The 626-nt window shown below is 53.7% G+C and carries 1 rRNA gene; it reads right to left on the bottom strand.

What is annotated here, in order from left to right:
- Positions 1-626 (bottom strand): 23S ribosomal RNA (locus tag WA675_RS27250); the annotation flags it as partial.

Raw genomic sequence — 626 nt, forward strand, 5'->3', positions numbered from 1 at the left:
TCACAGTCTCCCACCTATCCTACACAAACCGTACCGAACACCAATACCAAGCTATAGTGAAGGTCCCGGGGTCTTTTCGTCCTGCCGCGCGTAACGAGCATCTTTACTCGTAATGCAATTTCGCCGAGTCTGTGGTTGAGACAGCAGAGAAGTCGTTACGCCATTCGTGCAGGTCGGAACTTACCCGACAAGGAATTTCGCTACCTTAGGATGGTTATAGTTACCACCGCCGTTTACCGGGGCTTAAATTCTCAGCTTCGCCACCCAAGGGCAGCTAACCGGTCCTCTTAACCTTCCGGCACCGGGCAGGCGTCAGTCCGTATACATCGTCTTACGACTTCGCACGGACCTGTGTTTTTAGTAAACAGTCGCTTCTCTCTGGTCTCTGCGACCCCACCCAGCTCCCGGAGTAAATCCGCTCACCAGGCGAGGTCCCCCTTCTCCCGAAGTTACGGGGGCATTTTGCCGAGTTCCTTAACCACAGTTCTCTCGATCGCCTTAGTATTCTCTACCTGACCACCTGTGTCGGTTTGGGGTACGGGCCGTGTACCAACTCACTAGAGGCTTTTCTCGGCAGCATAGGATCACTGAATTCGTCTCAACGACTACGCATCACCTCTCAGGCT

The organism is Nocardia sp. SSK8, assembly GCF_037034205.1.
Taxonomy (GTDB): Bacteria; Actinomycetota; Actinomycetes; order Mycobacteriales; family Mycobacteriaceae; genus Nocardia.